The sequence below is a fragment of the Parabacteroides sp. 20_3 genome (assembly GCF_964238835.1).
GTDB lineage: Bacteria > Bacteroidota > Bacteroidia > Bacteroidales > Tannerellaceae > Parabacteroides > Parabacteroides distasonis.
Map to the genome: position 1 here is coordinate 65,112 of NZ_CAXSNO010000010.1, position 26,775 is coordinate 91,886.

The 26,775-nt window shown below is 46.9% G+C and carries 21 protein-coding genes and 1 pseudogene; 10 read left to right on the forward strand and 12 right to left on the reverse strand.

The window, feature by feature from the left end; all coding sequences use genetic code 11:
• Position 1: 1 nt before the first annotated feature.
• From mtaB to ACESPU_RS19045, 3 genes are all read right to left on the reverse strand, one after another.
• Positions 2-1,336 (reverse strand): tRNA (N(6)-L-threonylcarbamoyladenosine(37)-C(2))-methylthiotransferase MtaB, encoded by a 1,335-nt coding sequence (gene mtaB, locus ACESPU_RS19035; RefSeq protein ID WP_005865565.1) that lies wholly within the window; start codon positions 1,334-1,336, stop codon positions 2-4.
• Between the two features lie 331 nt (positions 1,337-1,667).
• Entirely contained in the window at positions 1,668-2,735 is a 1,068-nt protein-coding gene (locus ACESPU_RS19040) for a 6-bladed beta-propeller (protein ID WP_005865567.1), read from the reverse strand.
• 85 nt (positions 2,736-2,820) lie between these two features.
• Positions 2,821-4,536, reverse strand: a complete 1,716-nt coding sequence (locus ACESPU_RS19045) for a family 20 glycosylhydrolase (RefSeq protein ID WP_009018614.1) — start codon at positions 4,534-4,536, stop codon at positions 2,821-2,823.
• An 82-nt stretch (positions 4,537-4,618) separates the two neighbouring features.
• Between ACESPU_RS19045 and ACESPU_RS19050 the strand changes: the two genes are divergently transcribed.
• The 3 genes from ACESPU_RS19050 to ACESPU_RS19060 all read left to right on the forward strand — a co-directional run bounded on the left by ACESPU_RS19050 (position 4,619) and on the right by ACESPU_RS19060 (position 8,851).
• Positions 4,619-6,283 carry an AMP-binding protein gene (locus ACESPU_RS19050; RefSeq protein WP_005855185.1) on the forward strand — a complete coding sequence of 555 codons (1,665 nt, stop codon included), beginning with the start codon at positions 4,619-4,621 and terminating at the stop codon, positions 6,281-6,283.
• Between the two features lie 165 nt (positions 6,284-6,448).
• Positions 6,449-6,664 (forward strand): hypothetical protein, encoded by a 216-nt coding sequence (locus tag ACESPU_RS19055; RefSeq protein WP_057319968.1) that lies wholly within the window; start codon positions 6,449-6,451, stop codon positions 6,662-6,664.
• An 81-nt stretch (positions 6,665-6,745) separates the two neighbouring features.
• Complete coding sequence (locus tag ACESPU_RS19060) at positions 6,746-8,851, forward strand: TonB-dependent receptor domain-containing protein (protein ID WP_373133591.1); 2,106 nt, start codon at positions 6,746-6,748, stop codon at positions 8,849-8,851.
• A 27-nt stretch (positions 8,852-8,878) separates the two neighbouring features.
• Here ACESPU_RS19060 and ACESPU_RS19065 read toward each other — a convergent pair.
• The 8 genes and pseudogenes from ACESPU_RS19065 to ACESPU_RS19100 all read right to left on the reverse strand — a co-directional run.
• Positions 8,879-9,793, reverse strand: a pseudogene (locus ACESPU_RS19065) (NAD(P)/FAD-dependent oxidoreductase); the annotation flags it as partial.
• Complete coding sequence (locus tag ACESPU_RS19070) at positions 9,790-11,355, reverse strand: DUF6057 family protein (RefSeq protein WP_373133592.1); 1,566 nt, start codon at positions 11,353-11,355, stop codon at positions 9,790-9,792. The pseudogene ACESPU_RS19065 and the gene ACESPU_RS19070, both read right to left, overlap by 4 nt.
• Positions 11,339-11,941 (reverse strand): DUF4369 domain-containing protein, encoded by a 603-nt coding sequence (locus ACESPU_RS19075; protein ID WP_057329243.1) that lies wholly within the window; start codon positions 11,939-11,941, stop codon positions 11,339-11,341. Before ACESPU_RS19075 ends, ACESPU_RS19070 begins: the two co-directional genes overlap by 17 nt.
• A gap of 184 nt (positions 11,942-12,125) precedes the next feature.
• A complete protein-coding gene (locus ACESPU_RS19080; protein ID WP_005855219.1) occupies positions 12,126-13,253 on the reverse strand; it encodes an aspartate aminotransferase family protein in 1,128 nt (375 codons plus the stop codon).
• 14 nt (positions 13,254-13,267) lie between these two features.
• The gene (gene argC / locus ACESPU_RS19085) at positions 13,268-14,236 is read right to left on the reverse strand and encodes an N-acetyl-gamma-glutamyl-phosphate reductase (protein ID WP_005855221.1); all 969 of its coding nucleotides are present in this window, start codon (positions 14,234-14,236) and stop codon (positions 13,268-13,270) included.
• Positions 14,233-15,432, reverse strand: a complete 1,200-nt coding sequence (locus tag ACESPU_RS19090) for an argininosuccinate synthase (RefSeq protein WP_005865601.1) — start codon at positions 15,430-15,432, stop codon at positions 14,233-14,235. The genes argC and ACESPU_RS19090 overlap by 4 nt, the downstream gene beginning before the upstream one ends.
• 38 nt (positions 15,433-15,470) lie before the next feature.
• The gene (locus ACESPU_RS19095) at positions 15,471-16,064 is read right to left on the reverse strand and encodes a GNAT family N-acetyltransferase (RefSeq protein ID WP_005865603.1); all 594 of its coding nucleotides are present in this window, start codon (positions 16,062-16,064) and stop codon (positions 15,471-15,473) included.
• 28 nt (positions 16,065-16,092) lie between these two features.
• Entirely contained in the window at positions 16,093-16,533 is a 441-nt protein-coding gene (locus ACESPU_RS19100; RefSeq protein ID WP_005855227.1) for an arginine repressor, read from the reverse strand.
• A gap of 381 nt (positions 16,534-16,914) precedes the next feature.
• Here ACESPU_RS19100 and ACESPU_RS19105 point away from each other — a divergent pair, with 381 nt between their 5' ends.
• The gene (locus ACESPU_RS19105) at positions 16,915-17,706 is read left to right on the forward strand and encodes a M48 family metallopeptidase (RefSeq protein WP_005855229.1); all 792 of its coding nucleotides are present in this window, start codon (positions 16,915-16,917) and stop codon (positions 17,704-17,706) included.
• Between the two features lie 59 nt (positions 17,707-17,765).
• On the opposite strand, the gene ACESPU_RS19110 is transcribed toward ACESPU_RS19105, so the two are convergent.
• Positions 17,766-19,574: a DNA mismatch repair protein MutS gene (locus ACESPU_RS19110; protein WP_373133594.1), complete on the reverse strand. Its 1,809-nt coding sequence runs from the start codon at positions 19,572-19,574 to the stop codon at positions 17,766-17,768.
• Between the two features lie 154 nt (positions 19,575-19,728).
• Here ACESPU_RS19110 and ACESPU_RS19115 point away from each other — a divergent pair, with 154 nt between their 5' ends.
• The 6 genes from ACESPU_RS19115 to ACESPU_RS19140 all read left to right on the forward strand — a co-directional run bounded on the left by ACESPU_RS19115 (position 19,729) and on the right by ACESPU_RS19140 (position 26,772).
• Positions 19,729-20,562: a phospholipase A gene (locus tag ACESPU_RS19115; RefSeq protein WP_022192059.1), complete on the forward strand. Its 834-nt coding sequence runs from the start codon at positions 19,729-19,731 to the stop codon at positions 20,560-20,562.
• 141 nt (positions 20,563-20,703) lie between these two features.
• On the forward strand, positions 20,704-22,248 hold the full coding sequence (locus tag ACESPU_RS19120) for an acyl-CoA carboxylase subunit beta (protein WP_005855235.1): 1,545 nt from the start codon (positions 20,704-20,706) through the stop codon (positions 22,246-22,248).
• A 12-nt stretch (positions 22,249-22,260) separates the two neighbouring features.
• On the forward strand, positions 22,261-23,772 hold the full coding sequence (gene accC / locus ACESPU_RS19125; protein ID WP_008774450.1) for an acetyl-CoA carboxylase biotin carboxylase subunit: 1,512 nt from the start codon (positions 22,261-22,263) through the stop codon (positions 23,770-23,772).
• Between the two features lie 17 nt (positions 23,773-23,789).
• Positions 23,790-24,314, forward strand: coding sequence for a biotin/lipoyl-containing protein (locus tag ACESPU_RS19130; RefSeq protein WP_029257277.1), 525 nt, complete (start codon positions 23,790-23,792; stop codon positions 24,312-24,314).
• Positions 24,315-24,482: 168 nt separating this feature from the next.
• On the forward strand, positions 24,483-25,910 hold the full coding sequence (nhaD, locus tag ACESPU_RS19135; RefSeq protein WP_005855241.1) for a sodium:proton antiporter NhaD: 1,428 nt from the start codon (positions 24,483-24,485) through the stop codon (positions 25,908-25,910).
• Positions 25,911-25,917: 7 nt separating this feature from the next.
• A complete protein-coding gene (locus ACESPU_RS19140; protein ID WP_057316655.1) occupies positions 25,918-26,772 on the forward strand; it encodes an ATPase in 855 nt (284 codons plus the stop codon).
• The last annotated feature ends 3 nt before the right edge of the window (positions 26,773-26,775 follow it).

Genomic DNA, 26,775 nt, shown 5'->3' on the forward strand with positions numbered 1-26,775 from the left:
CTTAGTTGACGGTTGATGATTGATTGTTGACTATTAATGCGGTGCGATCCTCATTCCAGCCGCCTAGTACGACTTTGCGGGTCTCATTGACCAAAGCGGCATCATAAGGGATTTCTACCTTTATATAGTTCTCGGTGAAACCGTGCATTTTGCCGTCTTTCTTGGTGTGTTCGAATAAGACATTCGCTTCTTGTCCGATATGGGCCTCATAAAAGGCATGAAGTTTCTGGTCTGAGATATCCAAGAGTTGTTGACTGCGTGCGTGTTTGGTCTTTGGGTCTACTACATAATCGATCTTCAACGCTTGGGTACCCGGGCGTTCCGAATAACTGAACACGTGCAGTTGGCTTATATCCAAGCTATCGATGAATTGGCGGGCCTCCTCGAAGTACTCGTCTGTCTCGCCACGGGTTCCAACGATTACGTCTACGCCAATGAAAGCATGCGGCATTACTTCCTTGATCTTTTCGATCTTATGACGGAAAAGAGCGGTGTCGTAACGGCGGCGCATTAATTGCAAGACAGCATCGCTACCGCTTTGCAAAGGAATATGGAAATGAGGAGCGAAACGTTTGCTATGGGCCACGAAATCTATGGCCTCGTCGGTAATCAGATTCGGCTCGATGGAAGAGATACGATAGCGTACGATTCCCTCTACCTCATCCAAAGCCCGGATTAAGTCGATAAAGGTCTCGTCGGTACTTTTGCCGAAATCCCCGATATTTACCCCTGTCAATACGATCTCCTTTCCTCCTTTACGTGCGACTTCCTGCGCCTGTTCCACCATGCTGGCGATCGTCCCGTTCCGGCTTCTTCCGCGGGCGAAGGGTATGGTGCAATAAGAGCAATAATAATCGCATCCGTCTTGTACTTTCAAGAAATGACGGGTACGGTCGTCCGCCGAGCAGGAAGGGGAGAAGGAACGTATATCCTTGCTTTGTGAGGCGATAACAGTTCCTCCGTGTTCTTTCTTCTCTAGGTTCTCCAGATATTGAAGGATCTCTAATTTCTGTTCGGCGCCAAGAACCAAGTCCACGCCTTCTATATGGGAGACTTCCTCCGGCTTCAACTGTGCGTAGCAACCGGTCACCACGATAAAGGCACCGGGGTGTTGCTTGCTGATCCGGCGGATCGCTTGCCGGCATTTCTTGTCGGCTAGTTCCGTTACGGAGCAAGTATTCACCACGCATATATCCGCTTTTTCCCCGGGACGCACCTTGCGTACCCCTTGTTCGGCTAATAGCTTTCCAATGGTAGAGGTCTCCGCGAAATTTAGTTTGCAACCCAGCGTATAATAAGCGGCCTTTTTATTGTTAAATACGGTCTGATCTATCATTTTCGATTTAGTTAGAGTGCAAAGGTACTAATTAAGCCCGGATTAGTAAAGAGTTCGGATTGAGATGGACTTAAAAACTCTTTACTATTGCATAAATAGTTTTCCGGAAGCCTATCTATTCTTCTTTACTATTGGATATATTCTACAAACCACGTCGTGGTCTGTGCGATTCACGTCGTGGTCTGTATAAACCATGACGTGGTCTGTAAAAACCATGCCGTGAACTAAGGAATAGATACAGTCAAGCAACATTATTTATGAAGACTTGTTATCGAATAGTCCTTGCTGCGGCCTTGTTTTGTTTATTGTGCCGATAGAGGAAATACGGTAACTAGGGCTCCACTAAGATTAATACCGGATTGTTATCATTCTCGGGTTGCTCCCAATCGATTAGGTAACGGTTGTCGTTTGAGATGTATTTGGGAGTGAAATAGGCTTCTTCGGGAAGTTCAAATGAGTTTTCCGGGTATATGAATTGTACATAGGCTAATTGCTTCTCCGCTATATCATAATATAATGTATAGGTATCTTTATCGGAGAAGTTATGCATATAGAGCCGGTCTCCGATTTGCCCGGGTATGACAGGGATCGTCTTTGTCCTGAACAGGTCGTTTTTTATATCGTCTATCGTGATATTATAACGGAGTTCCTCGGGCGTTCGGTATTTACCTAGATCGAGGACGGCATAAGGAGTTAGCTTCATGTCGTTGGAAACTTTAAATATCGTATCGCAGAACAACTCCTTAAATGCGGCAATCTTATTTCCGTCGAAAGGACGGAACTCATAGGTAAATGTCATGACGAAAGGAGGTTCTGTATAAGATTTATAGTAAGGTATGCTATCCGATATGACTGTATCTTGGCAAAAATAGAACCGAATGGGTGCGTTGCCAGAGAGGTTGGGTACGTGACCTAGGATAACGTTCGTCTTAGGGAGTGGATAAAATCCCCGGATGTTCTTATCCGGAATTTGAATGGTTTGGTGGAATTTCCCTTGCCAATCGTATACCTTTATTCGGATGGGGCTATCTTTTATATAAATAAGATGATCATGAGGTTCTAGTCCGGATATACGACTAAACTCATCCGGACCTCCTCCTTGTTTGCCGATATCGTATAAATATTTTCCTGCCAAGTCGAAAACAGAAGCTCTGTTATCATGCTGCACCAATAGCTTATCGCCGTGTTTAATAATGCGGGAGATGTATTTGATCAAGATTGAGTCATTCGTTTGCAGAGGGATGAATTGGATGGATTTCGCCCATTTCTTTAAGGCTACTTCTTGAGGTTGATGGTCAAAAACAGTTGCTAGGTCAATTGTTATACATTCCTCTGATTTCTCGCTTGTGCCGGTACAAGCGGTTAGTAATATCGCAAATATAATAAGCCATTTATTCATAAAAATATCTTTGTCCTAAAGTTAATAGGACAAAGATATTTAATTTATTTCGAAATATTCGTAATATTATGAAGATTTTGTACTGTTATTTCCAATCCACTAAGGATGATTTAAAATAGTTCCAATCGGCCTTTTCCCATAAGGGGGCTTGCGCACCAAGTCTTACTTTATATTCGTCCCAATGTGTGTTCTCTACTTTGGACCAACCTTTTTCGGCGACACCAGCCAAACGGGGCATTAACAGGAATTGCAGATCTCTGAAATTGGTGATCGTCTCGCACCAGATAGCGGCTTCTATACCCGCTACATCTTTTTGAGGATTCTCTACAGTTGGGTTGAAGGTCATTGGGTCCCAGTCGTACATTTCTTGGATCGTTTGTTTCTCGTAGGCGGCCATACCCAGACGTTCTTGCTCCGCGTTTTGGGTGGAGTCCGCACTTGGTTCCAGATATTTATGGTCCAGATAAACGTAACCGCTCGGCGAGAGAATCACTTTCGCTTTTTTGGATATACCAAGTCCCGGATCTTTTGGTGCCTCTTTCATGAATTCGGCGAATAAGGCCATGATCTCTTTATATTCGGCAGGTATATTATCTTTTTTCTTAGAAGAGTTCTCGCTTTTTTGCTTCAGATAAATCCAGTGCTGGATGACATCGCCTTCCGAGATATCCGCACGGGCGGTTTCTTGCCAGCCGACCATTTTCTTTCCATTCTTCAGTACGATTTCCCGTGTCTTATTTATAAAACGGACGAACTTATCATGGGGTAAGCCGATCGCCTCGTCGCCTCCGATATGAATGTAGTTTCCGGGTGCTAAAGCGGCTAGCTCCGCGATAACATCCTCCGTAAATTGCATCGCTTTCGGATCGTCTACGTCGAGGGCATTGAAGGCCTGCCCCGGGATGTTAACCTTGGTCTTGAATTTGACAGCGTTCTTGAAGTCCGGATAAGCGGCGAATACGGCAGCTGTATGCCCCGGGATATCTACTTCCGGGATGATCGTGATGAAGCGTTCGTTCGCATAATTCACGAGATCCTTGAATTCCTCTTGCGTATAATAGCCTCCTTTTCTGCCGTTGTTGGGAAGTTGACCTCCTATTTCCGCTAGCTCGGGATATTTCTTGATCTCGATACGCCAACCTTGGTTATCGGAAAGATGCATATGCAGTACGTTCATTTTATATAAGGCGACCATATCGATCACTTGTTTCACTTCCTCGGGATCGAAGAAGCAACGAGATACATCGAAAGAGAGTCCGCGCCAAGCGAAACGAGGTGCGTCCTTCACTTCCAGTAGCGGTAGATAAATCTTCTCGCCTCCGGGCTGTAGGTTACCACCCACGATTTGTTTCAAGGTAGTGATACCTCGATAGATACCTTCTAGGGTAGTGGCCTTGATGTAGATGTTTCTCTTTTGGATGGAGAGGGAGTAAGACTCATCTACGGGGACACTATCTTTCGGACTCAATCCATAAGCTTTTGGCAGGTCGGCGAACTCTTTCGGATCTGTCAACTCGAGGAAGATGATGCAATTCGATTCTTTGTCTGAGGCGGAAGCCAGCTTGATGCCGGACAACTTTTCTATCTCGTTGGATAGCAACTCGCCCATACCCTTTAAGGATTCGTCCGCATAACCGATCTCGATGCCGGGATGGATCGTGAATGTACCTTCGCCTACTGTCATTTGGGCCGGAGCGGGGATAATGCTTACGTTTCTTTCTCCAACATCTGGGGATGAACAGGCGATAAATGTAATAAAACTACAGAGGGTCAATGCCCATGCGAGAGTGATTCTTTTCATTCTTATTTTAAATTTATAGGTTATATCATGGCAAAAGTAAGGATTTGTTTTTACTTTTACGCGAATTTCACAAAAGTGTGCTATGATCAAAGAGAATTTCATTAAGATTTACGAGGAGAGTTTCAAGGAAAACTGGGCCTTGCCGGCATTAACGGATTACGGGAAAAGTAAAACCTTTACTTTCGGTGATGTAGCAACGGAGATCGCACGTATTCATCTTTTATTCCATGAGTGCCAAGTCCGTCGTGGAGACAAGATCGCGTTGATCGGTAAAGACAGCTCCCGTTGGTGCATCGCTTATATGGCGGTTGTTACTTATGGGGCGATTATCGTGCCTATTCTTCAGGACTTTAATCCGAATGATGTACATCATATTATTAACCACTCGGAATCTGTCTTTTTGTTTGTTAGCGACCGGATTTGGGATTCTTTGGAGGAAGATAAGATCGAAGAGGTTCGCGGTGTATTCTCTCTTTCTGATTATCGTTGCTTGCATCAACGGGATGGGGAGAATATCCAGAAGTTGATGAAATCGCTGGATGAGAAGATGACCGAGAAATATCCGGATGGTTTCACCCAAGAGGATATCAAATACGCTGAGCTGGATAATGACAAGGTGGTAGAGATCAACTATACATCGGGTACGACCGGATTTAGCAAAGGGGTTATGTTGACGGGGAATAATTTAGCCGGAAACGTGACGTATGCCCGGACACTGGATCTATTGTTCCGGGGTGAACGTGAGTTATGTTTCCTGCCTCTGGCCCATGCCTATAGTTGCGCTTTCAATTTATTGGTACCCATGGCATTCGGTGTGCATGTCTATTTATTAGGTAAGGTGCCGTCTCCTAAAATCTTATTAAAGGCATTCGAAGAGGTGAAGCCGAACTTGATCTTGATGGTTCCCCTGATTTTGGAGAAGATCTATAAGAAGATGATCCTTCCTCAGTTGAATAAGCGAACCTTGAAGTTGGCCTTGAATATCCCACTGTTGGATTCACGTATCTATGCGCAGATCCGCAAACATTTGGTGGATGCCTTGGGAGGACGTTTCCGTGAAGTGATCGTGGGGGGCGCCGCCATGAATCAAGAAGTAACGGATTTCTTGTATAAGATCAAATTCCCGTTCACGATCGGTTATGGTATGACGGAATGTGGCCCGTTGATCAGTTATGACCATAATAATGAGTATGTGCCCGGTTCTTGCGGACAGATCTTGAAAGGGATCATGAAAGTCCGTATCGATTCGGAAGACCCTTATAATAAGGTAGGCGAGATTCAAGTATCGGGCGAGAACGTAATGAAAGGCTATTATAAGAATGATGAGGCAACCCAAAATGTCTTCACGGAAGATGGCTGGCTAAGGACGGGTGATTTGGGTACGATCGATCATGACAACCGTATTTTTATACGTGGACGTAGCAAGACGATGATCTTGGGCGCTAGCGGACAAAATATTTATCCGGAAGAGATTGAATCCAAATTGAACAATTTGCCATTCGTGATGGAGAGTTTGGTCGTGGAGAAAAACGGGAAATTGATCGGGATGGTGTATCCGGATTACGATACGGTGGATAGTACGGGTATCTCGCATACGGATCTTCCAGTTATCATGGAACAAAATAGGATAGAGTTGAACAAGCTCCTGGCTCCTTACGAAACGATCTCGGAGATACAATTGTATCCGACAGAATTTGAGAAAACACCGAAGAAAAGCATTAAGCGTTACCTATACAGTAATTATTGATAAATAAATAGAAAGCAAACGCAGCTAATATTCAGCATATTGTAAAAGCGGTAGAAAATAATTCAAAAAAAAACGTCTTATGTTGTACAACATATATGATTAATACATACATTTGCATCGTTTTACAACAACAAGATATTATAGACCGTTTAAATTAAGAACAAAATGAAAAAGTTAGTTGCATTTGCTGCTGTTATCGCAGCTGTATCATTCGCATCTTGTGGCAACAAATCTGCTGAAACTACCGAATCTGTTGCTGAAACAGAAGAGGCTACTGTAGTTGAGGAAGCTCCTGTAGTAGAAGAGGATGCTGCCGCTACTGATTCTGTAGCTGTTGAGGTTACTGACTCTGTTGCCGTAGAAGCTGCTCCTGCTGAATAATAATCAGTAAACGAGTTTTGAGGACAGTCTGTATGCGTTGAACATACAGACTTTTTTTGTTTATAAACCATAGATAATGATATGAGACAAATTTTACTTCTTCCATTGGCCGCTCTATTGGCTATGCCGGTATTCTCGCAGACTCCTGCCGATACGACGCTTACGATCCGGAATATAGAGATTCAGGGTACCCGTTTCGCCGGGTTGAGCGAGAGGGGCGGGATGAAAATCTTGCGGGTAGATAATAACTTGAGTAGCGTTACCAATACGGCGGCGGATGCTTTTCGCCAATTGCCTTCTGTCATAACCGATATGGAAGGAGCCGTTACATACAGGGGCTCCGGTAATGTCGGGATGCTTGTCGATGGAGTTCCTTACGGTTTGCTGGAAGAATATAGCGGTGACGTGCTGATCCAACTTCCCGCCCTGTTCTTTAACCAGATCTCATTAGGGGCATTTCCTCCGATTAATGCGGTGCCGGATGGTGATGTGGGCATACTCAATCTGGTGCCTCGTATGTATGGAACGGGAGATTCCCCTCTATATGTTACGCTTGGGGCGGGATGGAATGAGCGATATAACGCAGGAGCGGTATTGAATTTGCATCCCGGAAAATTCCATATCAACGCGAAATACAATTATAGGAGGGAATACCGGGAACGATCTTTCAGCAAATCGACCGCGACCGCTAAAAACCGGACGGAGATGAATAATAATGCCACGGCTCGTCCGGACGTACATGTGGCGGATATGAAAGTAGACTATGATCTTTCCGCGAAAGACCGGATCACCGTGCATGCCCTGTATCATTTGATGGATTATAGCCGGTATGGACGCATTAACAACCGGGTATTCAACCCGAAAGGGGAGCAAATGAAGTACGTGATCCGTAACCGGTATAACGACCAGCGTCAGGAAGCTTATGCCGCCGAAGCGTATTGGAACCATGAGATTTCGGAGAATCAAGGTTTTTATACCGTATTCAACTATAATAATTTCTCGTATGATGAGGATAATGATTTCAAGAATGAGAATCCTCAAAACGGGAATATCGTCTCGGAGGATAACCAATCTATCGACCATACGAAACATAATTATTTCTGGGGATTTGGATATGGGCAGGAGATCGATGGTTGGGATTTCAAGCTTGGTTATATAGGTCGTGCGCGAAACGAGGATTATCTGACGGCTGCTTTTGATAAGGTGGACGGTAGTTTTGAGCTAAGTCCGGCGAAATCGTATAATTACGATTTCAAACGTTATCTGAATTTGATCTATGCGGACGTGGTTAAGAATTGGGGCGCTTTTAACGCGGAGATAGGGATACAGGCGGAATTTAGTCATTTTAAGATGAATGAGTTTAGCCCTTCTTGGATCAACGACCCTTATTGGCAGGGGATAAAAGGCAAAGAGAACAAGAGCTCTCGTTTTCATTTGTATCCTCGTGCCCGTTTTACTTATGAGGTGAATAAGAGCAATCGTTTAAGCTTGAGTTATCAGCAACGGGTGATTCGTCCGAATGGCAGCTATTTGTGCTCTTTCTTGAATAACAGTGATCCTACCCATATCATACAGGGGAATCCGGGCTTGAAGGATGAGTTTATCCATAACGTAGAGCTAGGATATCTGTTTTCGGCTCCCCGTTTTCGTTTGACTCCGGCTATTTATTACCGGAATCGTACGAATCGTATCATGGAAACCGCTAGCCAAGTAAATGACGAGACGGTTTGGAAGAAAGAGAATATCGGACATAGCCAAGCAGTCGGAGCCGACTTGTCCGGTAGCTGGAATCCGGTACGTATCTTGACGGTCGGTTTCTCCGGGGATATCTATCGGGACGAGATCGATGGGCGTACGATAGGCTATGGCGAGAAGAAATCCTTGGTTTGCTGGGATGTGAAGGGGAATGTGAACGTAAGTATTACGCCGACTACGGATTTTCAGGTAGACGGCTTCTACGTTTCCGACCAGCTTACGCCTCAAGGTAAGATCAAAGGCCGTTATAGCGTAAATGCCGGTCTCTCTCAATATTTCCTCAATCGTAAATTATGCGCGAACTTAAGTATCAACAATATATTCGATAGTTTAGAAGAAACAACGATTATTGATGCCCCGAACTTAGAAATGACGCAAAAGCGCAATCGTGATGCCCGGGTAGCTTGGCTTACGTTGACTTATCGTTTATAAAGTAGGTTCCGTGCCCTGTGTTCCATCTTGTTTGTGCTTTTGGATGAACAAGATGAAACGCATGGAACGGTCGTACGTGAAATAATTCCAGATCCAGTCGATCAGTACAATTAGCTTATTCTTGATTCCTAAGATGGAACGTAAATGTACGAGCATCCAAACCAACCATGCCGTAAATCCATGTAATTTCACCTTATTTAAATCGGCAACCGCTTTATTCCTGCCGACAGTAGCTAAAGTTCCCAAATTCTTATAATGGAAAGGTCTCGGTTTTTTTAGAGCCTCGATCCGTTGTAGATTTTCGGCTAATAACTCACCTTGCTGAATCGCTACCTGAGCGACTTGCGGATGTCCGTTTGGGTAATCCGGTTCTGCCATCCAGCAGACATCTCCTATGGCGAATATATTGGATAAGCCTTTTACTTGATTACATTCATTGACGATAATCCGTTCTTCAAAAGAATTAATCTCCCGTTCGCATAATTGGATTTTGTTCCATACCTCGTAACCCGGTTCGATAAGCCGGTAGCTTATATAACTATCCAGTTTCTCCGGAACTACTTGCCAGTAGAAAGAGGGGTAACGGAGCCATTTACCCTTGATACGGGCGACTACGGTTATTTGCAGGCGGTTGCCCACTTCCTGCTCTAAAAGGCTTTCCCATAGGTTTAAAGGGAAAATAGCTTTCTTTCCGAAAGATAATTGTATCTCTTTTGATTCCCCTTTCAAAGTTACTTGCATAGCGTCCGCATCGTTTCTCAATAAGAAGTTGAGAGGGGCGATATTCGTGGGAATCATGATATCCGTATAATCGGGATACATAGGGATTGGGTCTGTGGTATCCTCTATTTGCTTCGGGGTAGGGGCACATCCTGCCAGCAAGCAGATTATCCAGACGAGGTAATAGGTTATGTTCTCTTTCATGATTCTTGCTTCTTTCATGGCTTACTCTCCTTTCCGGGCTCTGTGGTCGCAAAATGATAATAGAACCAATAGGTCTTGCCGTATTTCTCTTTCAAACTCGTGTCCTTTGCCTCATAAAGCCGGGTATAATCGGCGAATTCTTTCGCTATCTCTACCGGGATTTGGTATTTTATAAGCTCTTCCGCACGGATATTACCTTGGCGGGCGAGATGGATCAGCAGGGCCTCGGCGAAAATGGGACTAGAGACCTTACCCGGTACATAATCATCTACAAAAGAACGAAGGTCTTTGGAGAGTAAATGATAGCAGAGTAAGTATTCGTAAGCACGGAGATTGCCGGCGTTCGAGGCGACTAAGTTCTGTAAGGAAGTCACGGCATCGTTACCGGAACGTAGTTGGTCTTGGGTCGGGATGTCTCTGCGTTTCTTCTCCAGCCACTCCTTTACTCGCGGGGTTTGCTGACCGGGTATTCTCTTTTCGGCCCAGCTTTTATGAAGGAGTGTCTTGTCTAATATACGTAGATATTTAAGAGCCGCTTCATCATCCCCATTGACCAGATTGATCTCAGCCAGCCGTTTGATCATACGGCTACCCGAATTGCGAGGAGAGAAGATCATACTTAGCATGGCGCAATGCTCGGCCATAGTCATATCTCCTAACGTGAACCATAACTCGTTGGCGAATAGGATAGAGAGAAAAGAAGCGGATGGGTTCACGGGAAGGATCAACCCATTCGTACCCGGTTGATTCCACGCTAGGAGGTTCCGGGAGAGAGATACGGGTGAGTTGATCTCGGATGGATGCGTGGCATTGTACAGGTTCCGGTAATAGGTCACCCAAAGGATTTGGCGGTCTGTCTCGAGATGTTTCCTCATCTTTTGTATATTTCCGAAATAATGTTCCACATCGAGGCTGAGTACATACTCCCGGTCGAGATCCGGCTTACTCCACCAAGTGGTAGCGGGATATTGGGTCGCTGGAAGAAGCAATATACCAACTGCGAGCAGGGCACTTAGCTTTTGATGGTGCGCTATGATTCCGGCGGCCAGCATAAGGGCCAGACAGAGCCATGCCCCGTACCCGAAGCACCAATAGCAAAGAAGCATGGCGGGAATGCAGGTAAGAAGACGTTGCCCCTCAGTTTGGCTCCGGCTATATAACAGGAAAACACCTTCTGCTCCGATCAAGGAGAGAGTCGCGGATAACGGATAGGCGAGTCCGCAAGACCTTCCGGCCTCCCATAATACAAGTAGTATCATAAGAGGAAGGGCGTATCTCTTGCTGACGAATTGCCGGAATGTCCGATAGGTAAGCAGGGCAAATAAAGTTAAGACAACGCTTAGGATGAACGGGCCTCCCCCGATATAATAAAAGAATTGCGTGAGGAAATCGCCGGTGAGACAAGCCAGCCACGCTTCCTCCTGAAAATATCCACGGAGAAACTCGGCGCTGTACAAGAACAGCATCATTTGCTCTTTGTGGAACAAATGATAGGGGTACATCCAGAAGAAGAAAGCGAAGATCGCTATCGCCAGTACCGCTAGCGTGATCGACAGATCCTGTTTAATGATTCGCTTCATCCAGTTCCTTTCGTTGCTCTTCGGTCAAGGAGGTTTTTATCATCTTATAGAGGAATTTCCCGACCGTTTGGTTGATATGTTCTTTCATGAACGCATAATTAAAAGCTTGCGTCTCTACTCTCAAGGAATCCCATGTCTGCTTGATGCGGATGGAATCTCCCGGCGAGCAGGTCTTAAGCGCTGTCCATAGGGCATAGGATTCGCCATCGGTCTTTTGCTTCCAGTCTTTCCAATGCTGCAAGGCGTCGTTTTGCGGTGTACCGGAGGCCGAGCTGATGGAGTCTATCCGTACCGAGGTCACACCCGGTTCCGTTACGACCAGTAGCTCTTGGAACTTGAGACGCAAGAGGATACGCATACGGAGGACTTTCATCTCTTCTCCCGTTCCTTGGAAAGTAAACCGTGCGTTCTCTATTCTCGTAGAATCGATATTTTCGATCGAGGCGTTTTCCATGGGTGCCAGATAAATCCATTCCCCATCCTGCTGCGCGGTGGGTAGGGTGCCTTCTATGATGTATTTGGAATCGTTAGATTGACAGGCAAATAGGCACAATAAAGTGAATACTCCTATAAATAGATATTTCATCGATCGTGTTCATTAGTAATTAGAGACTCAAAGTTTAAACTGCGTAAAGTTAGTGTTTTTTTCGGAAAAGGGAATGATGTTTTTTTGACAAAGGGTGATACTTAATTTACGTCGCTGTTGGGGAGGAATGAAAAAAGGAGAACGCTGATTAAGACATCCTCCCTTTTTATGAAATAAAGAACAATTAAGCGTTTAGGACTTTCTTAAAGCGACGGATAAATTCCTTGGCCTCATCCATCGTCAAGCAAAGCGGAGGAAGCAGACGGATCGTATGGGTTCCGGCTACGCCCGTGAACACTTTCTCCTCAAAGAGAAGTTTGCTACGTACTTCCTTGATAGATTCCTCGAACTCGATACCGATCATCAAACCACGGCCCCGAATTTCCTTGATACCAGGAAGTTTATGAAGCTCTTCCAATAAATAGGCACCCACTTTCGCCGCGTTATCAATCAAACGCTCGTCTTCCATAATATCGAGAACGGCGATAGCGGCTGCGCAAGCCAAATGGTTACCGCCGAAAGTAGTGCCGAGCATACCATAAACCGGCTTGAATTTCGGGCTGATCAATAACCCACCCATCGGGAAGCCATTGGCGATACCTTTCGCTACTGAGATCAAATCCGGCTTGATACCGGCATATTGATGCGCGAAGAATTTACCGCTTCTTCCATATCCGGATTGAATCTCATCCAAGATCAGACAGGCATCATAAGTCGTACACAGGTTGCGTAACTCACGCATAAAATCATCCGTTGGCAATTGGATGCCACCTACACCTTGGATACCTTCGATGATCACGGACGATACATCCCCCTTCTTCAACTCTTCCTCTACGGCGGAAGCGTCGTTCAATGGAAGATAAGTAACCGCTAGATCCTCATTTACCGGAGCGATGATCTTCGGGTTATCCGTGACACGGACGGCGGCGGAGGTACGCCCATGAAAGGCGTGCTTGAATGCGATCACCCGCTTCTTCCCGTTATGAAAAGAGGCGAGCTTTAATGCGTTCTCGTTCGCCTCCGCTCCGGAGTTGATCAAGAACAACGAATAATCATCGTAGCCGGAAGCCTTCCCTAGCTTATCCGCTAATTTTTGTTGCAAGCTATTGATAACCGAGTTCGAGTAAAAGCCTAATTTATTTACCTGCTCGGTAATCGCCTTTACGTAAGTAGGGTGGCTGTGCCCCACCGAGATCACGGCATGGCCGCCATATAAGTCGAGGTACTCGTTTCCCTCGCTATCCCATACATGACATCCCTTGCCTTGTACGATCTCTATATTAAATAATGGATATACGTCGAATAAATTCATCTTTATAGTATTTTTTAAAATGCGGAGGGTTTTAAGTGTAAACCAACCGTCTCCTCCAACCCGAACAATAGATTCATGTTGTGGACCGCTTGGCCGCTAGCGCCCTTCAATAAGTTATCGATCATAGAGATGATAAGAAGCTTATCATCTATTTTCTGTAAGTGGATCAAGCATTTATTCGTATTTACCACTTGTTTCAAATCCGGGTTCTTATCAGTGATAAACGTGAAGCTGTGATCATCATAGTATTCCTCATAAATACGTCGGATCTCTACCAAGTCGATCTTGCAATCGATGTATGTCGTGGCGAATATACCACGGGAGAAATTACCGCGTACGGGGATGAAGTTGATCCGGCTTGAATAGCTCTTCTGCAACTGGCTCAAGCTTTGGTTGATCTCGGCCAAGTGCTGATGCGTAAAAGGCTTATAGATCGATATGTTGTCGTTGCGCCAGCTAAAGTGAGAGGTGGAAGAAGGCTTCACGCCCGCTCCCGTCGATCCCGTGATGGCATTGACATGCAAGTCGGAATTCAGCATCAAGTGCTTCGCCAACGGCAATACGCCCAATTGGATGCAAGTAGCGAAACAACCGGGGTTCGCTATATGCCGGGCGTTGCAAATCCGGCGGCGGTTCAATTCCGGCAGGCCGTACACGAAATCGTGCTCCGGGCCTTCGATCCGGTAATCCATGCTCAGGTCGATAATCTTCACGTTCTCGGGGACCGTGTGGCTCTCCATGAACTTTTTCGTATCGCCATGAGCGGTACAGAAGAACAGAAGGTCGATGCTATCTAACGGCAACTCGCTGGTGAACACCAAATCCGTCTCGCCATAAAGACCGCCATGCACGTCCGTGATCTTGTTACCGGCGTTACTGCTACTGTTTATAAATGTAAGCTCGGCATCAGGGTGGTTTAGGAGCAGGCGGATCAATTCACCCGCCGTGTAACCCGCTCCGCCTATAATTCCGCATTTAATCATATCTCTTCGTCTTTATGGTTCGTATAATAAACACGCAACGGAGTGGAAAGAACCTTGATGAAGCCTTTAGCGTCCTCGGCGGTCCAGCCTTTCTGCATCTCTCCGTACTCACCGAATTTCGTCTTCACCAAGTCATCCTCAGATTCTACGCCAACGGTAGAGAAGGACAACGGACGAAGCTCCAGAATAGCCGTACCGTTCACGTTACGCTGAGACTCTTGCAACATCGCCTCGATATCGCGCATCACCGGTTCCAGATATTGGCTCTCGTGCAAGAACATGCCGTACCAGTTCGCTACCTGATCCTTCCAGTATTGTTGCCATTTGCTCAACGTATATTTCTCTAGGAAGCGGTGCGCCCCGATAATCAACATAGGAGCGGCAGCTTCGAAACCGACCCGTCCCTTGATGCCGATGATCGTATCGCCCACGTGCATATCACGGCCGATACCGTAAGCGGCCCCGATCTCCTCAATCTTCTGGATAGCGGCGATCTTATCCTCGAACACCTCACCATTCACGGCATGAACCTCACCGTTCTTGAACTCGATGCGCAATTGCTCGCTGCCGGTCTTCTCCACTTGTTTCAGATAAGCGCTCTCGGGCAGTCCTTGCGCGGAATCAAGAATCTCGCCACCGCAGATAGAGGTTCCCCAAAGACCTACGTTATAGGAATATTTCAACTTCGTGAAATCGGCCTCGAAACCGTGCTCCTTCAAGTAGTTGATCTCAAAATCACGGCTCAAGGCCATATCGCGGGTCAACGTGATAATCTCCACGTTCGGAGCCAATACCAAGAAAGTCATATCGAAACGGATCTGGTCGTTACCGGCTCCGGTAGAACCATGGGCGATAGCGTCGGCGCCAATCTCGTTCGCGTAGCGGGCGATCGCCAAGGCTTGGAAGATACGCTCGGAGCTTACGGAGATCGGATACGTACCATTACGCAACACGTTTCCGAAAATCATGTACTTCAAGCTCTTCTCGTAATACTCTTTCGTAACGTCGATCGTCACGTATTTCGTGGCGCCTAGCTTATAGGCGTTCTCCTCGTTTTGTTTCAATTGTTCCTCGCTGAAACCACCTGTGTTAGCGCAAGCGGCGTATACCTCGTATCCTTTTTCTTTAGCCAGATACATGACCGTGAATGAGGTATCCAAACCTCCGCTGAACGCTACTACTACTTTCTTCTTCATCGTTTCTTTATTTTATGTTGTTTTTCTATCGTATTAATTTAGTCCTTTTTAGTCTGATTACGGGCCTCCCGCTCTCGTTGCGCACGATGCGGATCGGCCGGGTCGAACAGCATGGCCGTGCAGATGCAATACTTACGTTCGGTGCGTTCCAAGATATCGTGGTTCACGCAACCGTTGCAACCTCGCCAGAAAGCCTCATCGTCCGTCAAGTCGGAGAACGTAACCGGTACATATCCCAGCTCGGTATTCATCTTCATCACGGCAGCGCCGGAGGTAAGGCTGAATATCTTCGCTTTCGGCCAGCGCATGCGGGCAAGTTGGAAAGTCATGTCTTTGATGCGTTTCGCGATACCCAAGCCCCGGAAATTCGGATGTACGATCAAGCCGGAGGTAGTCACGTACTGCTTGTTTCCCCATGACTCGATATAACTAAACCCGGCGAACTCGTTTCCCGCCAAGGCGATCACCGCTTTGCCCTCTTTCATCTTCTGGGCCACATACTCGTGCGTACGTTTGGCGATACCCGTGCCCCGGACTTTAGCGGCAGACTCGATCGTATCTAGGATCGTATCCACATATACCTCGTGAGAGGCATCAGCGATCATAACATCAATTTCTATTTCTTGTTCCATTTTATTGTTTGTTCTTAGTTTTTTCCTTTTATATAAAATGTGATAAAGCGGCAATCACCTTCTCTTGGCTCACACCGTTGCGGGGGATTACCAAGATCGTATCGTCTCCGGCTATGGTGGCCAGTATCTCGCTGGGGGCATGGGAGTCTATGTCCGAGGCAATTCCCATGGCGTAACCCGGTCGTGTCTTCACCACCGCCAAGTTTCCGGAAAACTCGATATTCGGCTTTTTCTTGCCTTCAGGCTGTGCTTGTTTGCTTATACTCTCTTCGGGAAGGCGATATACATAATCTCCGTTTCCGTCGTGTACCTTGGCCACTTTCAGTTGCTTGATGTCGCGGGAAAGCGTAGCTTGCGTAACCGAGAATCCGCTATCTTCCAGTTCTTTAAGCAGTTCTTCTTGATTACTTATCACTTTCGTCTGTATAATACCGCAAATGGCATCCAATCGTTCCTTCTTTGTACTCATGTTGTATATTTATGCAAAACAGGCTGCAAATATAAAGAGTATTGTTGAATAAATATACAATCAAGGGCTTTTTTTTCTGATATAAGTAGGGGGTAAGGGATTTTCCTGCTTAGCCTAGGTTTAATCACTGTAAGTGTTAGGCATTTCATCTATTTATATTCATCTTCTATCAGCCGTTGGATGATCATGCAACAGCTGTTAGAAGATCATGTACCAATTGGTGGATGATCATGCAACAGATGGTAGATGATGGATGTTGTTGAAAGAAAAGGCTAATACTTCCTATAGAAAGAACGAAAGGGGGTGGTTGTTTTGAACAAAATGGTAGTATCTTTGCGTTATTAAAAAGAGAGTATCAGGTTTAATTTCAAGTAAAAGGATATGAGAAAAATAGCAAGTTTATTCGTGGCCTTGCTTTTATTGGCAGGCTGTTCCAGCGTACCGTTGACAGGACGTAAGCAAGTGCTGTTGGTTTCGGACCAAGAGGTGTTATCGTCCAGCCTTACCCAGTATAACGATTATATAAAGACGGCGAAGAAGTCGACGAACGCGAACAAGAGCGCTATGGTAACCCGGGTCGGAAAGAAGATAGCCGCCGCTACGGAGGACTATTTGCGGGCGAACGGGATGGCGGATGAGGTAAAAAACTTCTCTTGGGAGTTTAATTTGGTGAATGATCCGCAGGTGAACGCCTTCTGTATGCCGGGAGGCAAGATCGTGGTGTACGAGGGATTGCTGCCTTTAGTTTCCTCGGACGATGAATTGGCGGTGGTCATCGGGCATGAGGTCGCCCATGCCGTAGCTAAACACAGCAATGAGCGTATGAGCCAGCAACTAATGGCCCAATATGGGGCGGCTATTTTAGGTGCGGCCGTAAGCAATAAGAGCGCGGCGGTACAGCAAGCGGCCAATACGGTATATGGTGTGGGAGCGCAGTATGGCGTAATGCTTCCTTTCTCCCGTAAGCACGAGTCGGAAGCGGATTATATGGGATTGGTATTCATGACTATGGCGGGATACAATCCGGACGTGGCAGTCAACTTCTGGCAAAAGATGTCCGCCGGAAAGAGTGGCTCTACGCCGGAATTTATGAGTACGCACCCCAGTGATGCCACTCGTATAGCGGAAATCCAAAAAGTCCTACCCGCAATCAAAACCAAATACAAAAAGTAGTTGACAGTTGACAAGTGACAGCTATTTTACCACTTGTCTCAATTTTCAATTCTCAATTTTCAATTAAACAAGATTCCCATCTTGTTCATTAAGAAACAAGCATTCATATTCTGGGCTATCCCTTCTCTTAGTTGATAAGAGAAGGATAGCTCCTCGTCTTTTATATCCGCTTCGAAGCGGTAATTCTTTATTTGTTCCGGGAACTCTTCCTCCAAAGTACCCAACACTAAATCGTGGGTGGCGATGATGCCGCAAGCCTTATAAGCGACCAGCTGTTTCATAAGGGCAAGAGAGCCTTTCTGCTTGTCGATAGAATTTGTTCCCTTCAATATCTCGTCCAAGATGATAAATAGCTTCTCCCCGTTTTGCAGCCTGTCGATAATCATTTTCAGCCGTTTCAACTCCGCGAAGAAATAAGACTCGTTGCTAGCCAAGGAATCCGAGGTACGCAAGCTGGTAACCATGTGGGCGGGATAAACCGTCAAGGAGGCGGCGCAGACCGGAGCGCCTACGCAAGCCAATAAGTAATTGACACCGATCGTCCGGAGGTATGTACTTTTTCCGGCCATATTCGCTCCGGTGATAATCAGGAACCAAGGACTTTTGCGGATATCGATATCGTTCTTTACGCAGACATCCCGGTTCAAAAGAGGATGTCCCAAAGCCTTGCCTTCCATCTGGAAATAAGTGTCGGCGATCTCCGGATAGATGTATTCCGGATGGTTGAAAGCGAAACCACCCAACGAGTTCAGCGCGTCGAAACGAGCCAGCGCGTCGAACCAAAGCGGAAGTTTATCGGAGTAAGTCTGAATCCAGCGTTCCAAAAGGATGGCATGGCGTGTATCCCGCAAGTAGAAGAGATTGAAAATGATACCCGCCAAACTGAATCGTTGGTCTAATCCTCCGATATACGACGACAAGCGTTTGATGGCATGTGAGGCCAATTCCTTCTCATTCGCTAATTGCCCGCTGATCTCTTTCAGCTCTTCCGACTGGAAATTATCTTCTTCCACACATCGCATCAGCTTTGAGTACCGATTGAAAATAGACTCCATCTTATTGACGGTCGCGTAAAGCGCATTGATTTCCTTGGCTCGTCCGTAAGCGATCACTAACGTGATTAAGAAATAAATATTCAATAAACTCCCGCTGATCCAATCCAGCGAGTAAGCGATACCCAATACGATCCACAACACTGGGACCGCCCAGATCAATAGTTTCCACGGTAGGCTATCAACGAATTTATGCTTACGCTGAGTGAGTCGGTCCATAAAGTTGATATCGTTGTCTCTCGTATCTTGCGTGTCCTGCCGGATGATTCCCGTCACATAGAAATGCTGCCGTAAGGCGGATAAAGCCGCTAATTCCTTGACAGCCTCTTGCCGTTTGACGATCTCCTTCTTATCCGTCAAGGGATTCGAGAGCCAACCGGCCAGTCGTTCCCGCCCGAACCCGGTTACGGTACGATTGAGCGATTGAAACAAGGAGCGGTCTCCAAACACATCCAGATCCAAGCAGAAAGAGTGCTCGCCCGAGATCTTATCGGCTGCCCCGTCGAACGCGCTGAAATCATAGTCTAGTCCTTTTAGCTCATCCTCGTTCAGTTTGATCAAGGTCTCGGCGTATACTTTTCGTGCGTACATTTTATTATGGTACCACATCAGGAGCGCAAACGGGATGATATAAGCGAAGGTGATCCCCGTCAGCCATTGCCAACTCTCATCCCTGAATATCCATAAGGAGAGGATCGCTCCCACCACTAAAGCCAACCGGATACTCCCCATCAAATGGATCTTCTTTTTCAAATTACCCAAGCGCCGTGTATAAGCGTCGATATTTTCTTTGTAATAACTATAGATTTCTTCCATAGCCGCGAATATAGGAAAAATGAACTAACCTCTTGAATTTTGGTTTATATATTATATTCATAGGTGAAATGACCATTATTCATGTAATTTGGGCGATAAAGCCAACTGCCGTTTCCCCTATATTTGCGGACATATTTATAATTTAAGATCATTTATGAAAAAAACGATTATATCCTTTCTCTTCCTTCTTGTTTGCGGTATGGCACATTCGCAAGTTTTAGCGAAAGGGCCGGAAGAGAGTTATAATGCGGATAGTATTCGTGCGATTTTGGATAAGTCACCTTATTTTACCTTATTCAAGGACAATTATTTTATTGGCGGTATCCCTATCGGCAACAAGCCTACGGCGAGAAACTCCGACGTTAAATTCCAGTTGAGCATCGCCCAGCGTCTTACGAAAAGTAAACTCCCCTTCGATACCTATCTTTTCTTGCAATACACGCAAAAGGCTTTTTGGAATGTCTTTCAAGAGTCCTTGCCGATGCGCGACTTGAATTTTAATCCGGGTATCGGTTTGGGACACCTTATCGTACATAAGAATAAATATATCGGAAAAGGCTATTTGATGGTCGAGCACGAGTCGAACGGTAAAGATAGCATCTTCTCCCGAAGTTGGAACAAGATCACCCTAGCGGCGGCTGTCCTGTTGAATAAGAACTGGGAAGTTCAATTCAAGGGCTGGATACCGATCGTGGATGGTGGGGAAAATAAAGACATCCTTAAATATAATGGTATATTCCAAGTAGCCGCCAATTACCGGACAGACAACAGGCGCTTTAACTGCGGGGTTATCTTGACCAAACGAAAGACTTGGTTCAGCTTTAACACTCAGATCGAGTTGAGCTATAAGTTTAATAATAACGAGAACCAATATTTCTTCCTGCAATATTATAATGGTTACGGTGAGAACCTTTTGGAATACAATCAATACAAAAGCATGCTGCGGATCGGTTTCGTGATCAAGCCGCAAGATTTCAGTATTTACTAAAAAATATCCTTCTTGATAGATCTCATTGATCGGGCGATAGATGTAATATATGATACATTTCGTTTCTTTAGGAAACAATACATTTACAGACTTTGTTTTCTAATATATTGAACGTTTCCCGGATAATTAAAGAGATACGCCATGAAGGAAAAAATTGAACAATTAAAAGCTCTCAACCACAAAGCTGAGTTAGGGGGCGGAGAAGACCGCATCGCGAAGCAACATGCGGCAGGTAAACTAACCGCTAGAGAAAGAATCGAACTACTATTGGAAAAAGGTAGTTTCGTGGAAATCGACAAGTTCGTGACACATACGTGCCATGAGTTCGGTTTAGAAAAACAGCGTCCATTAGGGGATGGCGTGGTCACCGGTTACGGAATGATCGGGCAACGCACGGTATTTGTTTTCGCTCAGGACTTCACGGTATTCGGTGGAGCCTTGTCCGAGACGTATGCCCGTAAGATCTGTAAGATCATGGACATGGCAACGGAACTAGGCGCTCCGGTGATCGGGTTGAACGATTCGGGAGGCGCACGTATTCAAGAAGGAGTTCGTTCCTTGGCGGGATACGCCGAGATATTCCTCCGGAACTCGTTGGCTTCGGGCGTGATCCCGCAGATTAGCGCCATTATGGGCCCGTGTGCGGGTGGAGCGGTTTACTCGCCGGCGTTGACGGACTTTATCTTTATGGTAAAACAAACGAGCTATATGTTTATCACCGGCCCGGAGGTCGTGAAAAGCGTGACGCAAGAAGAGGTTACGATGGAGAATCTGGGAGGCTCGGAAGTGCATAGCACCCGTTCCGGAGTGGCTCATTGCACGGCGGATAACGATATGGATTGTATCTTGAAGATACGTGAGTTGATGTCGTTCTTGCCGAATAATAATATGGAAGAGCCGCCATTCGTTCCTACTACCGATAGCCCGAACCGCATCGATCCGCAATTGGATCTGCTGGTTCCTACTAATCCCAACCAGCCGTACGACATGAAGGAACTGATCCTTTCCGTGGCTGATGATCAAAACTTCTTCGAGATACAAGAGGAATATGCCAAGAACATCATTATCGGTTATATTCGTTTGAATGGAAAGACGATCGGTGTCGTGGCGAATCAACCTGCCGCGTTGGCCGGTACGCTGGATATCAACGCGTCCGTAAAGGCCGCCCGTTTCGTCCGTTTCTGCGATGCGTTTAATATACCGTTGTTGACGCTGGTGGATGTACCGGGTTTCTTGCCGGGCGTGAACCAAGAGTACGAGGGAATTATCCGTCATGGCGCTAAGTTATTGTATGCGTATTGCGAGGCTACCGTGCCGAAAGTGACCGTCATTACCCGAAAGGCTTATGGCGGCGCTTACGACGTGATGAGCTCCAAGCATATCCGGGGCGATATCAACTTCGCTTATCCAACCGCCGAGATCGCTGTCATGGGACCGGATGGTGCCGTGAATATCTTGTTCCGTAAGGATTTGAAGACCGCGGAAGATCCCGAAGGCAAACGGAAGGAATTGCAAGCCGATTACCGGGAGAAGTTCGCTAACCCGTACCGGGCCGCTGAGTTAGGCTATGTAGACGAGATCATCGAGCCGTCTATCACACGCAGCCGCTTGATCCGTAGTTTTGAGTTGCTGGCCAACAAACGGCAATCCAATCCTCCGAAGAAGCATTCCAATATTCCTCTTTAAAAACGAATCCTTATGATAAAGAAAGTATTAGTAGCCAATCGTGGCGAGATAGCGATGCGGATATTCCGCACCTGCCGGGTGATGAACATCCCGACCGTAGCGATCTATACGCATGTGGATCGCGGAGCATTACATGTACGTTATGCGGAGGAAGCCTACTGCATCTCGGAAGATGAAGCGGATACCTCTTACTTGAAGCCGGACTTGATCCTTGAGATCGCCAAGAAGACAGGAGCCGCCATTCATCCGGGTTACGGCTTTTTGTCGGAGAACGCCGACTTCGCTCGTCGTTGCGAGGAGGAGGGCGTGATCTTTATCGGCCCGAGCGCCGACGTGATTGCGAAGATGGGTATCAAGACCGAGGCCCGTAAGATCATGAAAGAAGCCGGTGTGCCGGTTGTACCCGGAACGGAAAAGCCGGTGACGGACATAGAGGATGCCAAGAAAGTAGCCGCCGAGGTGGGTTATCCGATTATGCTAAAGGCGCTTGCCGGAGGCGGTGGAAAGGGTATGCGTTTGGTACATAGCGAGGATGAGATGGAAGCGGCTTTCCGTATGTCTCGTTCCGAGGCTGCCAACTCATTCGGAAACGACGCCATCTATATCGAGAAGTATATCGAGAACCCCCATCATATCGAGGTGCAGGTACTCGGGGATAAATATGGGAACGTGATCCATCTGTATGAGCGTGAGTGCTCTATCCAGCGCCGTAACCAGAAAGTGATCGAGGAAGCGCCCTCTCCATTCGTGAAGGAGGCCGCTCGCCAGAAGATGTTGGCCGTAGCGGTGGAGGCTTGCAAGAAAATCGGTTACTACAGTGCCGGGACGTTGGAGTTCATGATGGATAAGGACCAGAACTTCTATTTCCTCGAGATGAATACCCGCCTTCAAGTGGAGCATCTGGTGACGGAGGAGACAACGGGCGTGGACTTGGTGCGCGATATGATCTTGGTGGCCGCAGGAAATCGTCTGCCTTATAAGCAGGAAGATGTGGCTTGCCGGGGGCATGCCTTGGAATGCCGTATCTACGCGGAGGACCCGGAAAATAACTTTATGCCCTCTCCGGGCGTGATCAAGGTGCGTGAGGCTCCCGAGGGACGTAACGTACGTCTGGATAGCGCCGCTTACGCCGGTTTCGAGGTGTCCTTGCATTACGATCCGATGATCGCCAAGCTTTGCACATGGGGCCGGACCCGTGAGTCCGCCATCTCGAATATGATACGTGCCTTGCGGGAATACAAGATCTTGGGAATCAAGACAACGATTCCGTTCCACCTGCGTGTGTTGCATAACGCGACCTTCTTGAAGGGGAATTACGATACGACCTTTATCGACACCAAGTTCGATAAGGAAGACTTGAAGCGTCGCCAGAACAGCGACCCGACCGTCGCCGTGATCGCCGCCGCCTTGAAGCATTACGAGGAGGAGAAAGAGGCGGCCGCCCGTGCGACGACCGTTCCGCTGGTAGGGGAGTCCCTGTGGAAGCACTACGGGAAGTTACAAATGTTGGCCAATAACTTTTAATGAGAGGAGGAATGATTATGTCAAAGGCTTTAGCGACTTATTTTGCCACGGTTAACGATATTCCCGACACAGAGTTCAAGGTAGAGATTCTGGAAGACGGGCCTATCAAGAAAGTATCTGTAAACGGTACCGTTTATGATGTAGATTACAATCTGGGCGGAGATACGATCCACTCGATCATCATGAACCATAAATCTCATGGCGTACAAATATCCAGTGTTGGAGATTCCACCTATGAGGTAAAGAATAAAGGTGATTATTTCCAAGTACAGGTGATTGACGAGTTGAAGAAATTACGCCTGTCGAGAACCAGTTCCAAGACGGTCGGCCGTCAGGTCATACAGGCCCAGATGCCGGGCGTGATCCAGAAGGTATATGTCAAGGTAGGCGATGAGGTCAAGGCGGGAGACCCGCTTTGCGTATTGGTTGCCATGAAGATGGAGAACGAGATTCGTACGCCGATCGATGGGGTGGTGAAAGAGGTGTATGTCAATGAGACGGACAAGGTCTCCGTGGGTGATAAGATGTTGGTTGTAGAGTGAGTTGTCTCGGGGTTATAGTTTTCCCTCGAGAGAATAGGAAAGGAATCGGAGTAGTCCGGTTCCTTTCGCATGTTTGGTAAAATTATCTTAAAAAACATTCTGTTTTTCTATCGTGTTACAGAGTTATTATTTCTACATTTGTAGCGTTTAAACCTAAATCATGAAGTTATGTTGACAGCAATGGTCATTGTGTTCCTTGTCGGTTATTTGATGATCGCATTGGAACATCCTCTAAAGATAAACAAGGCGGGAACGGCTTTGCTTATCGGTACGGTCTTATGGGTTATGTACACGTACGCGGCCCCGTTTTTCATCCCGAGGGCCTCGGCAGAGGAATTCAGCTTGTTCTTGGAATCGTTCCCCTCTTTGGGTTCTTTAACGTTTAAGGAACAATGTACCCGGTTCGTCGTGGAGCATCAGGTTCTGGATAGTATCGGAGAGATCGCCGAGACGCTTATATTCCTGATCGGGGCGATGATAACCGTGGAGCTGATCGATGCCCATGGCGGTTTCATGTTTATCACGAATCATATTACCACGAAGAAAAAGAAGAAACTGCTGGCGTTGATCGCCGTGATCACGTTCTTTATGTCGGCCGTATTGGACAACCTTACGACCTCGATCGTCATGATCATGCTGATCCGTAAGTTGCTCGGGAATTATAAAGAGCGGTGGGTGTTCGGCAGTATCATTATTATAGCGGCGAATAGCGGTGGCGCTTGGTCACCGATCGGCGACGTGACTACGATCATGCTTTGGGTAAGAGGAAATATCTCCACCTCATCCACGATCCCCCATTTGATCCTGCCGAGTATCGTATCGGCGTTGATCCCGGTCTTGATCGCCATGCGTTTCTTGCATGGCAACGTGACGCCCCCTAACGCGTTCTCGCAAATGGAGGCGGACAATGAGTTGCTGAAGAAATTGAAGGATAAGGAGAAGTTATCGATCTTGATCATCGGTGTGTTGTGTTTATTGTTCGTGCCTGTATTCAAGACGGTTACTCATCTTCCCCCGTTTATGGGTATCTTGATGGGAGTGGGTATTCTTTGGTTCTATACGGAGATGCTATACGCCCGTAAACCGATCGACGAGGACTTGAAATTGCGTTTGTCCAAGGTGGTTCACCGTATAGACGGGGCGACCTTGTTATTCTTCCTCGGAATCCTTTTGGCGGTGGATGCCTTGCGTTGCAGCGGCGTATTGTCGGATTTCGCTTTCTGGCTGGACGATACGGTAGGCAATGTGTATGCGGTGAACCTGATTATCGGCGCCTTATCGTCTATCGTGGATAATGTTCCGTTGGTAGCGGGTGCTATCGGTATGTACCCGGTGGCTACGGACGCTATGGTGGCTGCGGCGACTGATCCGGCTTATCTGGCGAACTTCATGCAAGACGGCGTGTTCTGGCAGTTCTTGGCTTATTGCGCAGGAGTAGGTGGAAGTATGTTGATCATCGGTTCCGCCGCCGGAGTCGTCGTGATGGGCCTGGAGCGGATCAATTTCATTTGGTACTTGAAGAATATCTCGCTGCTGGCCTTGGCGGGATATTTGTCTGGTGCGGTGGTATATATTCTCCAGAATTTGATATTATAATAAGTGTATGATATTAATTGCGGATAGCGGATCTACAAAGACGGAGTGGTGCCTGGCGGATCAAGGCAGACCGGTGCGTACGGTCGTGACGGCGGGTATCAATCCCTTCTTCCAGACACGGGAGGAGATCGCCGGAGAAATCCGGGATGCCTTATTGCCCGCCTTGAAGGGTGAGCGGATCGATGCCATTTACTTCTATGGCGCCGGTTGCGCCTTCCCGGAGAAGAACCGGATCGTGGAAGAGGCGATTACGCCTTATATCCCGGCTCCCATAGAGGTGTATAGTGACTTGATGGCGGCTGCTCGTGCCTTATGCGGGAGCCGTCCGGGAATCGCCTGTATATTGGGGACGGGATCGAATTCTTGTCTGTATGACGGGACGGAGATAACGGAGCATATCTCTCCCTTGGGATTCATTCTGGGGGATGAGGGTAGTGGCGCCGTGCTCGGGAAGTTATTGGTAGGGGATTGCTTGAAGCGTCAGTTGCCGGCGCCTTTGGTTCGGAAGTTTATGGATCAATATGAGTTGACGCCCGCCTTATTGTTGGAGCGGGTATATAAACAACCTTTCCCGAATCGTTTCTTGGCTACCTTATCCCGTTTCTTGTTGGAGAATATCACCGAGCAACCGATTTATAATTTGGTCTATACGAGTTTCCGTAGCTTTTTCCTCCGTAACGTGGCGTTATATCCGGGAGCTGATACGTACCCGATTCATTTCGTAGGCTCTATCGCCTATTATTATCAGGAGGTATTGAAAGCTGCGGCCTTATCCTTAGACTTGAAGGTCGGTACGGTCGTACAGGCTCCCATGAACGGATTGATCCGGTATCATTTTACGAACGAAGAAAAAAATGAATGAGTT

Excerpts from the sequence above, each read along its gene's own strand:
- ACESPU_RS19055 (WP_057319968.1), top strand. The coding sequence starts at position 6,449 with ATGAAAAAGTTAGTTGCATTTGCTGCTGTTATCGCAGCTGTATCATTC.
- mtaB (WP_005865565.1), bottom strand. The coding sequence starts at position 1,336 with ATGATAGATCAGACCGTATTTAACAATAAAAAGGCCGCTTATTATACG.
- ACESPU_RS19115 (WP_022192059.1), top strand. The coding sequence starts at position 19,729 with ATGAAAAAAACGATTATATCCTTTCTCTTCCTTCTTGTTTGCGGTATG.
- ACESPU_RS19070 (WP_373133592.1), bottom strand. The coding sequence starts at position 11,355 with ATGAAGCGAATCATTAAACAGGATCTGTCGATCACGCTAGCGGTACTG.
- ACESPU_RS19120 (WP_005855235.1), top strand. The coding sequence starts at position 20,704 with ATGAAGGAAAAAATTGAACAATTAAAAGCTCTCAACCACAAAGCTGAG.
- ACESPU_RS19080 (WP_005855219.1), bottom strand. The coding sequence starts at position 13,253 with ATGAATTTATTCGACGTATATCCATTATTTAATATAGAGATCGTACAA.
- ACESPU_RS19040 (WP_005865567.1), bottom strand. The coding sequence starts at position 2,735 with ATGAATAAATGGCTTATTATATTTGCGATATTACTAACCGCTTGTACC.
- nhaD (WP_005855241.1), top strand. The coding sequence starts at position 24,483 with ATGTTGACAGCAATGGTCATTGTGTTCCTTGTCGGTTATTTGATGATC.
- ACESPU_RS19105 (WP_005855229.1), top strand. The coding sequence starts at position 16,915 with ATGAGAAAAATAGCAAGTTTATTCGTGGCCTTGCTTTTATTGGCAGGC.
- ACESPU_RS19060 (WP_373133591.1), top strand. The coding sequence starts at position 6,746 with ATGAGACAAATTTTACTTCTTCCATTGGCCGCTCTATTGGCTATGCCG.
- argC (WP_005855221.1), bottom strand. The coding sequence starts at position 14,236 with ATGATTAAATGCGGAATTATAGGCGGAGCGGGTTACACGGCGGGTGAA.
- ACESPU_RS19050 (WP_005855185.1), top strand. The coding sequence starts at position 4,619 with ATGATCAAAGAGAATTTCATTAAGATTTACGAGGAGAGTTTCAAGGAA.
- ACESPU_RS19130 (WP_029257277.1), top strand. The coding sequence starts at position 23,790 with ATGTCAAAGGCTTTAGCGACTTATTTTGCCACGGTTAACGATATTCCC.
- ACESPU_RS19075 (WP_057329243.1), bottom strand. The coding sequence starts at position 11,941 with ATGAAATATCTATTTATAGGAGTATTCACTTTATTGTGCCTATTTGCC.
- ACESPU_RS19045 (WP_009018614.1), bottom strand. The coding sequence starts at position 4,536 with ATGAAAAGAATCACTCTCGCATGGGCATTGACCCTCTGTAGTTTTATT.
- ACESPU_RS19140 (WP_057316655.1), top strand. The coding sequence starts at position 25,918 with ATGATATTAATTGCGGATAGCGGATCTACAAAGACGGAGTGGTGCCTG.
- accC (WP_008774450.1), top strand. The coding sequence starts at position 22,261 with ATGATAAAGAAAGTATTAGTAGCCAATCGTGGCGAGATAGCGATGCGG.
- ACESPU_RS19110 (WP_373133594.1), bottom strand. The coding sequence starts at position 19,574 with ATGGAAGAAATCTATAGTTATTACAAAGAAAATATCGACGCTTATACA.
- ACESPU_RS19095 (WP_005865603.1), bottom strand. The coding sequence starts at position 16,064 with ATGGAACAAGAAATAGAAATTGATGTTATGATCGCTGATGCCTCTCAC.
- ACESPU_RS19090 (WP_005865601.1), bottom strand. The coding sequence starts at position 15,432 with ATGAAGAAGAAAGTAGTAGTAGCGTTCAGCGGAGGTTTGGATACCTCA.
- ACESPU_RS19100 (WP_005855227.1), bottom strand. The coding sequence starts at position 16,533 with ATGAGTACAAAGAAGGAACGATTGGATGCCATTTGCGGTATTATACAG.